Genomic DNA, 7816 nt, shown 5'->3' with positions numbered 1-7816 from the left:
TGCCCGTAATGAGGGGCGGATTGTAAAACGTGCTGTTTACATTGCGATTGGGATTGATATGGAAGGACGTAAGGATGCCCTAAAACTGTATTATAATACAAACAAGGACAGAACCCTGAAAAACAGGTTCTGTCCTCGATAACTAATGACATATCTTATATCAGTTTTTTCTGTTTACACAAAACTTGAAACGCTCTCTTCTGATATTGTTTGGCATATTTTAGCATTTCTCGAAGATGACGTATCTGAGACTCGAGAGAAACAACAGAGGTATTTACCTCTTTTTGCTGCATATGTAACAAGGCTATGCGGTCTTCAAGTTCTGAAAAATTATGTAGATTATGTGTGAGCATCTTGTTATATTCAGCAGAGACAATTTTTAAATTTTCCTTATTTGCCCATTTCTGAAGTCCAATGTTTCCTGCTATATTGGGAGTGTTGGTGTCTATTAACTTATTACGAACAGAAGGAACAGTAGTTCTGTGAAGCTTATTATTAATGCGTTCTTTGATACGTTCCTTAGTAAAGTTTTTTCCTAAAGATTTAGCACTTCCACGCACTGGACGGGACATATCGGGAGAACGAAAGGTAATGTATTTTCTGCTGTTTTCGCCAAATTCTGCGTTTTTTATTTCATATCCTTTAGCTTCCATAAATGTAAGAAATTCTGAATAAGTGGAAACGATTCGGATTGTCTGGTTTATATCTTTTCGCAGCTGCGTTTTTTTACTGGATTCAGATTTATTTGCAGCCCATTCATTGTATTTCATTCCCTTTTTACCATTTGGCATAATTGTGGACAGGTTATGTTCCTGGCATAAAGTGTCGCTGAGATTTCGTATTTTCCAGTAATTCTTTTTACAGTCATGGTAATGAGAAAAAGTGATGTTATCTGCAGAACAGAAAATTAAATGGTTATGTACATGACCTTTATCAGTGTGTGTTGTCAGAACATAGGAGTATTTTCCCTCCAGCAAGCGATCCGCAAGTTCTCTGCCGATTTGATGGGCTTCTTCATAGGAAACTTCACCAGGGGAAAATGCCTGAATCAGATGAAATGCCTTATTTGTATTGTGCGGATCTCTGCAGTCATGTGTATGATCCAAAGTGTATTTAAAGTCAAGAGCGGCTGTTTCGGGAGAGCAGGCAAAGGAAGAAATATATAGATTCTGGTCAGTTTTATCTGGATTGCAGATGTATTCTATTGCTTTATCAACGGTTGTTTTGATACCATGGATTTTTGTAACTGCCATATTTTTTCCATTAACTCCTTTATATCGTCCAGGTCCTTTTGGTAAACTGTATTGCTACTGTTTATACGATGGGTGATCTGATTCAAATTGCTGCTGATATTGCCCAGCAGGGTATTCATTTTTCGGATATGAGAGTAGTCTACTTCATATACAAATCCATATAAGATCATTTTCCGTAGAAAGGCAGATTTGCTTTTCATCCTGGAAAGACGATATTTTTCTTCTAAAATGTATTGTTCGTCATCATTCAAATAAAATTGTACGGGATGAATTCTGGTACGTTTGCTCATTGAAATCCTCCAATTCGTTTTTTTCTATAAAAAAGAGTACAAAAAAACTGTCTAACCAGTTCGGCTATGACAGTTATATTACTTGGCTGTATGATGTTTTGGACAGATGTGTCTACAGTTTATTTTAACAGGAGTAGGCAGAAGCGTCAAATTAAGAAATTATAAAATATGAGAGGACCAGGGATACTCCCTGATACATTTTTACAAAATAAACCGAAGGGGAAATTTTGTAAAATGAGCCAGGTGTCATGACACTGGCAGTGCTTGCTTCTTTTGGGGTGTAGCCTGCAAAGCAGGCTATGCAAAAGCTATAAAACATAAATAGAACTGTGAGAAGTGGTTGAGAATATAATCCTGATAGCGTATAATCAGAGCAAGAAATCGTAAGTGAGGGATAAATTTGGAACGTGAAGAAATTTTTCAATATGTGAAAGAGCAATATGGAACGGAACCGGAATATTTATGGAAAAAAGATCCTGATTCTGCGGTGCTTCGACATAAAAATGGAAAATGGTATGCTATAATTATGGCAGTGGAAAAGAAAACACTGGGATTAGAAGAAGATGGAAAAATTAATATCCTAGATGTAAAATGTGATCCTGATCTGGTTGGGATGATTATTCAAACGTATGGATTTTTACCGGGGTATCATATGAATAAGCGGCACTGGATTACGATTCTTCTGGATGATTCTGTCAGTGAAGCTAAGACACTGGATTTTCTGGATATGAGTTATGATTTAATTGACAGTGGGAAGTAATTAAAATTAAAAAGGAAGCCTTTCAGAAAAATCTCTGATCGGCTCCCAGGTATTTATTCTGGATATGTATAAGTTGATCTTTGCAATAGGATATTTTCCCAATCTCGTTCATGGCGCAGCACTCGGAGAATATGAATCTCTTTTGTTTCTTCCATTATAATATAAAAAATAATAGATGGCGGAAAAGATCTTTTATGTATGGAATATCCTCTGTACAGAATTTGAGTTCGGGGAAAGGCAGTACTGAACTGACTTAAATTCTGCATTTGTTCTTTCAAATCAGATTGAAAACGGTCAGCATGTTGCTGGCCGAATTCTTCTTCAATATAATCTGCAATGTCTGTGACATCGTAAATTGCTTCCCAGGTTAAAATAATTCTATATTCTTGCATTTCTTCGTGCATCCCTTAATTCTGTGATTTTGCGAAAAGCATCTTCCAGTGGCAATTCACGACCAGCTTCCATATCATCAATTCCCCGGTCTAACATGCGGAGAAGATGATTGTTTTCCTGGCTTTTATCGGTTGTAGGGACTTTTTTTGTTAATTCCATGAAATCACTCCAATCATACGGTTTATAAATAGTGTATGTTGTTCAGAAGTATCTATCCATAGTTTAGCATATAATTGGAGGCAATACAATTAAATTATTTTGCAGGAGCGTCCGTCAGACCGAGAAGATATTCGCAGGAAACATTAAATACTTCGGCCAGTGCGACAACTTCGTAGTCGGGAACGAAACGTGTGCCTTGTTCAATTCGCAGGATTGCCAGATCATTAAAATCATATCCTGCAAGTTGTAATTTGGCAGCGAGTGTTTTCTGAGTAAGATTATGAGCCTTTCGTAATTCTTTTACCCGTTGTCCTATTCTGTTTTTACTGTTCGTTTTTTTATCCCAATAAATAATCATTCTGATCCTCAAAAGTTTCTAAAGATGAAGTATTATTATTGATTTTAAGGAAAAATATTGTTACTATACTTCTAAAGATGAAGTTTTTGGAAAGTTTATTTGATTTTTGAAATAAGAAAATGATAATGCTGCCTGTAATGAGAAATAATTCTAATGAGAGGTGGAAAGAAGATGAATGAATTTTATGAAGCAGTATCGAATTTATTTGAGGAATTGCGCTGTGACTTCGGAGAAAGAGAATATACAGTACAGCCGGAAGAATGGAAAGAAGCAGAGAAGAATTTGAAACAAATACAAAAGAAGCTGCCACTACATCTGGAAAAAATCCCAGAGCGTGAGCAGAATTTCTGGAATAAATATCTGGATCAGTTAGAACATTTCCATTATGAAGAGGAGCAGCGGGCTTATTACCAGGGAATGATGGATGTAGTTGAGTTTCTTATTAATATAGGGGCAATAAAGAAATCCACGAATGTTAAGAGAATGATAGAAAAATATGCACGTTAAGAGTGGCGGTATGGGAAACCATACCGCTTCTTCAGAATAATTCAGATAGAATTCAAATGAATTTCAGGGATCTTGTTTATCGTGGTCTGTAGGAATTTTGTATGTGCGCAGGTATGCTTCTACGATGGCAAGGATAGCGGTAATTTGCTCATCGTTGCATTTTGACAGGTACATGAGCAGGCGTTGATAATCAAGATTATCTGTATGATTGTTTGGATAAAACAATGGTTCAGGAGGAACATTTAAAGCGCGTACCAGTTTTCTGATTTTATGAAAACTGGGAACTCGGCCCCCATTTTCAATTTCCTTTAAATATCGGCTGGACATTTCTGCTTTTTCAGCTAATTCTTCATAAGTCAATTTTTGCTCGTGTCGGGCGTTCTTAAAAAACAATCCCAGTTCTTTATCTGTTTGTTTTGGCATATGATACACCTCCATGTTTAGTGTATAGTTCCCTTTCTTGAAAGAAAATGAACTAATATTTCACTAAAAAAGATGGTGATATTTCACTTTTTAAAAGACATATAAAATTCTGAATTTCCGTAAAACAGATCCGGAGGTATAGGAAAGATTAAGAATTTTATTGTCTGGTATCATATCCGTCATTACGTGACGGATGAAATAGATAAATAGTTCAAAAAAGCAAATAAATTTCTTTACCTCAAAAAGTGAATTATATGCCACAAAAAATGATGGCAAAATATTATCTTTTGATATAAATAGCGTCCGATGGGCTAAAAACTACCCATTAGGACGTTTTTTATATACCTCAAAATACAGGAAAAACAATTTTCTCGTATTTATTAAGAAATTTTTTAAAAATTTCTTCCCACACCCCGACAAATGCACTCATCCGTTTGGGATATGTGTGAAGGGGAAGCAAGAACTTTGCTTATTGCCTACCGGCGGGGAAGGAGGTGAACTCTTATGGAGCAATCCTCTTTTCAAGATGAGCAGACAGTCAGACATCAGTTTGATTCTCTGTGCAAGCTGGCATTGAAAAGTGAAGTTATTAATTATGAAAAGCATATGGCATATCGCCAGAAGTATGAAGTGATGTTGTCAGAATTATCAGAAAAGGAGTTGAGCAGACTTTTTATAATGGAAGAGCATGAAATGGAAACACATCGTTTTCAGGTCCTGGGTTACGACATAGAAGTCAAAGATGCATTGATTGCTGAAGCACTGCAGACACTTACTGAAAAGAAAAGGAATGTTGTATTATTATCATATTTTATGGATATGAGTGATGCAGACATTGCCAGAGAAATGAATCTTGTACGCAGCACAATTAATGAGCATCGTAGACGATCACTGGAACTGATGAGAAAAAATATGGAGGAATCTGCAAATGAAAAAAAGTAAAAAACAGAAATGCGCATTTGATTTGCTGCCATTCCATGTTATTGAGGCAGCATCAACTGGTGATACTGAGGCAATCCAGGCAGTGTTGAAGCATTATGAAGGGTACATAACAGTTTTGGCTACCAGAAAAATGTTTGACGAATTTGGACAGGTAACCCTTCGTTCTGCATTGGTTGATATCATCCAAGAGGTCAACAGGCTGAGAATCCGGTATTGGTGTAATGACCTAGCAGATGTTGATAAATATGACGTTACTATGATATGGGCAATAAGAGGACGCAAACAGGGAACATACGACATGGCAGACGAGGATTTTTATGAAAAATTGATGCGTATGACCTTGGAGTATTTTGGATGTGATTGCTCCAATAGGGAGGATTACATATATATTCCAAGCAAGATGCATCCACGTCTTAAATCAACGGAAAAAATTGGAACTATGATGTACAAGGTCAGTAAATGGTATGACGAGCTGCCAGACGGACATACATTCACGATGGCTGATATGGCAGAGGGAATCGGCGTCTCCAAGAAATCTCTCAACTCATTATTGAGCAAGGAGCAAAATAAAGAATTTCTGGAAAAATTGAGAGGAAAAGATTCCTGTAATGTCAAAAAAACTACCGGAAGAGCTGGCTATATCTACCGCAAGCCTGGCAAGGAGTCGCCGGAATCAGTTATGAAATACGAGAAATTGATAAAATCGCTTAATGTAAAATACAGTTTCTCGTTCTCCAAACCACCATATTTTGTCAAAAATGGTTGTGAAATTGTTATTGCTAACACGAGAGGAAACGTAACGCTCTGTAATGTGTTAGATGTTGAATATAGCGATGTTAAGAAAATATGTGAAAAAGCAGCTGTCAAGTATGCTCCAAAAAAGAGAAAAAAAGCCATTATCTTGAATGTTCCAGACGAGGAATTGGATAAGATGGATGCTGAGACCGTGATAGAAATGCTTCGTAAAACAATAACAAAAAACAACGAGATGGAGTACGGAGAGTGTAAGGACAAGCTCCCTGAAACATACGCTGATATGTATTTTGCATTGTATCAACATGACAAAATATTGACTCTGAGGTTCCCAGCAGAACTCAGAAAAGAAGATATTGATGTGCCGGTTGATAGGGTTACAGCAAGAGAAATTTATTACAAATTATCGCCGTACTGCAATGTCGTTTATTGATTTTTGCAATTCTGTCGGGGATTACTGAGTTGGTAGCATATTATAAGCTGTTGAAACTGTACTAATAGCCCATAATATTACCAACTCAGAGCTGGTAGTCAATGCTAACGCATTCATTTTAAATGTAAAAACTGACGGGCAAATTAATAGCTGTTAATATTGTCGCCAATCCGGAAGTGATTTTTGAGTAGATTTAACAGACAATAATTTAACTAATAGCTGTTAATCTTTTTCAGCTCTTGGCAACAGACACTCACTGATTACATTACTGAGTTAATAAAATTATAATCTTTTATTGCTTTTGTGTGATTTGTAAAAAAAAGATGCTTTAAAAAAGCTGATAATTGACGAGTATGTTACCACCAGACCCTTATATATATTATAGACTCCGGTGGTAACAAGAGCATATAGTTCTATAAAATACAGAGGGCTTGTAACATTACAAACTCAGTAATCCCCGCTCAAATTTCAGATTTACAGGAAGAATAGGAGGGTTATCTCATGAAAAACATCACAACAGCATTATCTGCAACTGTTAAACATTGCGTTATTGGCAAAAATAAAACACTGGTGTGGTTTGAAGCCTGCACCAATAGTGGACGCAACATCAGTAGTAGGAGATATATCTTTGATCGTGTTGCTGATCGATGGAGTTATCAGCTCGATGAGAACGAAATGGAAGTGTCCGAAAACGCTGTCGTAAACGATTTTTTGGATACATACAAGAACTTTTTAACGATGGCCGACATGATTGACGGCGCATTGATCGGAATCAAGGAGGGCTTTTTATCATGAAAAATATACCAAGCAGAATTTTTGTCGTGATTGATCGCTACGAACTGAATTTTGGCGGCAATATGGGAGAAAGGTGTATTCAGCTGGCCGTCGGCGGTGCTGATATTCACGGAGCGAGTGGAATGATCGGTTATGACAGCACAACCGGACGTTGGCTGGTAGGAGAAAAAAATGGTGTCCGTGAAATATCTGAGGAAGAAGCGTTTAACCAGTTAGTTAAAGCTTACGAAGACTCTTACACCGTTGAGGATTTGGTACGTGCAAACATGGAGGCGATTAAGAAAGGATGGTAATAATGGCAGGTAAAACAAAAAGAACGCCTCAGCAGATTGGACGCGCGAGCAGGCAGAAAGGCGCGAGATTTGAATTGGAAGTCGCGCATTATCTTCAAGCTCATGGTTACCCGGACGCTCACCGCACAGCGCAGCACTGCGGAAAAACAGGAGATGCAGGAGATGTGGAAGGTGTCGGCGGATTACATGTAGAGTGTAAACATGTGGAGAAATTAAATCTATATAATGCCTATCATCAAGCTGTGCGGGATAATTCCGCAAAAAATGCTGGTGATATCCCAGTAGTAATCCATAAAAAGAACAGGGAGGAAACGCTTGTTTCCCTCTCCTTGGACGATTTTATCAAAATTTTTTCTACCTATATCAATAAGGAGCATTCCTGTAATTCATTAAAAGCGCCAATTGAATAAAAAAGAACCTCAAGGTATGATTGAGTTGCATCTTGGCGGATGTAAGC

At 37.3% G+C, this 7816-nt stretch carries 13 protein-coding genes and 2 pseudogenes; 8 read left to right on the top strand and 7 right to left on the bottom strand.

Going from position 1 to position 7816, the window contains the following annotated elements; genetic code table 11:
- Positions 1-106 (top strand): annotated as a pseudogene (locus GT674_RS18050) (transposase); the annotation flags it as partial.
- Between the two features lie 49 nt (positions 107-155).
- Here the strand turns inward: GT674_RS18050 and GT674_RS18375 are convergent.
- From GT674_RS18375 to GT674_RS16150, 3 genes and pseudogenes are all read right to left on the bottom strand, one after another.
- Entirely contained in the window at positions 156-770 is a 615-nt protein-coding gene (locus GT674_RS18375) for a hypothetical protein (RefSeq protein WP_442859863.1), read from the bottom strand.
- Between the two features lie 42 nt (positions 771-812).
- Positions 813-1253: pseudogene (locus GT674_RS18370) on the bottom strand (relaxase/mobilization nuclease domain-containing protein); the annotation flags it as partial.
- Positions 1202-1543, bottom strand: coding sequence for a plasmid mobilization protein (locus tag GT674_RS16150; protein WP_008703806.1), 342 nt, complete (start codon positions 1541-1543; stop codon positions 1202-1204). The pseudogene GT674_RS18370 and the gene GT674_RS16150, both read right to left, overlap by 52 nt.
- A gap of 400 nt (positions 1544-1943) precedes the next feature.
- Here GT674_RS16150 and GT674_RS16145 point away from each other — a divergent pair, with 400 nt between their 5' ends.
- Positions 1944-2303: an MmcQ/YjbR family DNA-binding protein gene (locus GT674_RS16145; protein ID WP_055059020.1), complete on the top strand. Its 360-nt coding sequence runs from the start codon at positions 1944-1946 to the stop codon at positions 2301-2303.
- A 53-nt stretch (positions 2304-2356) separates the two neighbouring features.
- Here the strand turns inward: GT674_RS16145 and GT674_RS16140 are convergent, their stop codons facing one another.
- The 3 genes from GT674_RS16140 to GT674_RS16135 all read right to left on the bottom strand — a co-directional run bounded on the left by GT674_RS16140 (position 2357) and on the right by GT674_RS16135 (position 3213).
- Positions 2357-2695, bottom strand: coding sequence for a type II toxin-antitoxin system RelE/ParE family toxin (locus tag GT674_RS16140; RefSeq protein ID WP_015541273.1), 339 nt, complete (start codon positions 2693-2695; stop codon positions 2357-2359).
- Entirely contained in the window at positions 2682-2855 is a 174-nt protein-coding gene (locus GT674_RS17195) for a hypothetical protein (RefSeq protein WP_015541274.1), read from the bottom strand. Before GT674_RS17195 ends, GT674_RS16140 begins: the two co-directional genes overlap by 14 nt.
- A gap of 94 nt (positions 2856-2949) precedes the next feature.
- Entirely contained in the window at positions 2950-3213 is a 264-nt protein-coding gene (locus tag GT674_RS16135; protein ID WP_015541275.1) for a helix-turn-helix domain-containing protein, read from the bottom strand.
- A 171-nt stretch (positions 3214-3384) separates the two neighbouring features.
- On the opposite strand from GT674_RS16135, the gene GT674_RS16130 reads away from it, so the two are divergent.
- Positions 3385-3720, top strand: coding sequence for a hypothetical protein (locus tag GT674_RS16130; protein ID WP_022214380.1), 336 nt, complete (start codon positions 3385-3387; stop codon positions 3718-3720).
- Positions 3721-3783: 63 nt separating this feature from the next.
- Here GT674_RS16130 and GT674_RS16125 read toward each other — a convergent pair whose 3' ends face one another.
- On the bottom strand, positions 3784-4143 hold the full coding sequence (locus GT674_RS16125) for a helix-turn-helix domain-containing protein (protein WP_015524620.1): 360 nt from the start codon (positions 4141-4143) through the stop codon (positions 3784-3786).
- 504 nt (positions 4144-4647) lie between these two features.
- Between GT674_RS16125 and GT674_RS16120 the strand changes: the two genes are divergently transcribed.
- The 5 genes from GT674_RS16120 to GT674_RS16100 all read left to right on the top strand — a co-directional run bounded on the left by GT674_RS16120 (position 4648) and on the right by GT674_RS16100 (position 7769).
- The gene (locus tag GT674_RS16120; protein ID WP_015541277.1) at positions 4648-5085 is read left to right on the top strand and encodes an RNA polymerase sigma factor; all 438 of its coding nucleotides are present in this window, start codon (positions 4648-4650) and stop codon (positions 5083-5085) included.
- Positions 5072-6271 (top strand): helix-turn-helix domain-containing protein, encoded by a 1200-nt coding sequence (locus GT674_RS18365; protein WP_161286610.1) that lies wholly within the window; start codon positions 5072-5074, stop codon positions 6269-6271. The genes GT674_RS16120 and GT674_RS18365 overlap by 14 nt, the downstream gene beginning before the upstream one ends.
- A 501-nt stretch (positions 6272-6772) precedes the next feature.
- Complete coding sequence (locus tag GT674_RS16110; protein ID WP_161286609.1) at positions 6773-7066, top strand: DUF4348 domain-containing protein; 294 nt, start codon at positions 6773-6775, stop codon at positions 7064-7066.
- Positions 7063-7359: a hypothetical protein gene (locus GT674_RS16105; RefSeq protein ID WP_161286607.1), complete on the top strand. Its 297-nt coding sequence runs from the start codon at positions 7063-7065 to the stop codon at positions 7357-7359. The genes GT674_RS16110 and GT674_RS16105 overlap by 4 nt, the downstream gene beginning before the upstream one ends.
- 2 nt (positions 7360-7361) lie before the next feature.
- Positions 7362-7769 (top strand): putative PDDEXK endonuclease, encoded by a 408-nt coding sequence (locus tag GT674_RS16100; RefSeq protein WP_192926063.1) that lies wholly within the window; start codon positions 7362-7364, stop codon positions 7767-7769.
- Positions 7770-7816: the final 47 nt, after the last annotated feature.

Source organism: Blautia sp. BIOML-A1, assembly GCF_009883055.1.
Taxonomy (GTDB): Bacteria; Bacillota; Clostridia; order Lachnospirales; family Lachnospiraceae; genus Blautia_A.
This window is presented reverse-complemented; position numbering and strand designations above follow the sequence as displayed.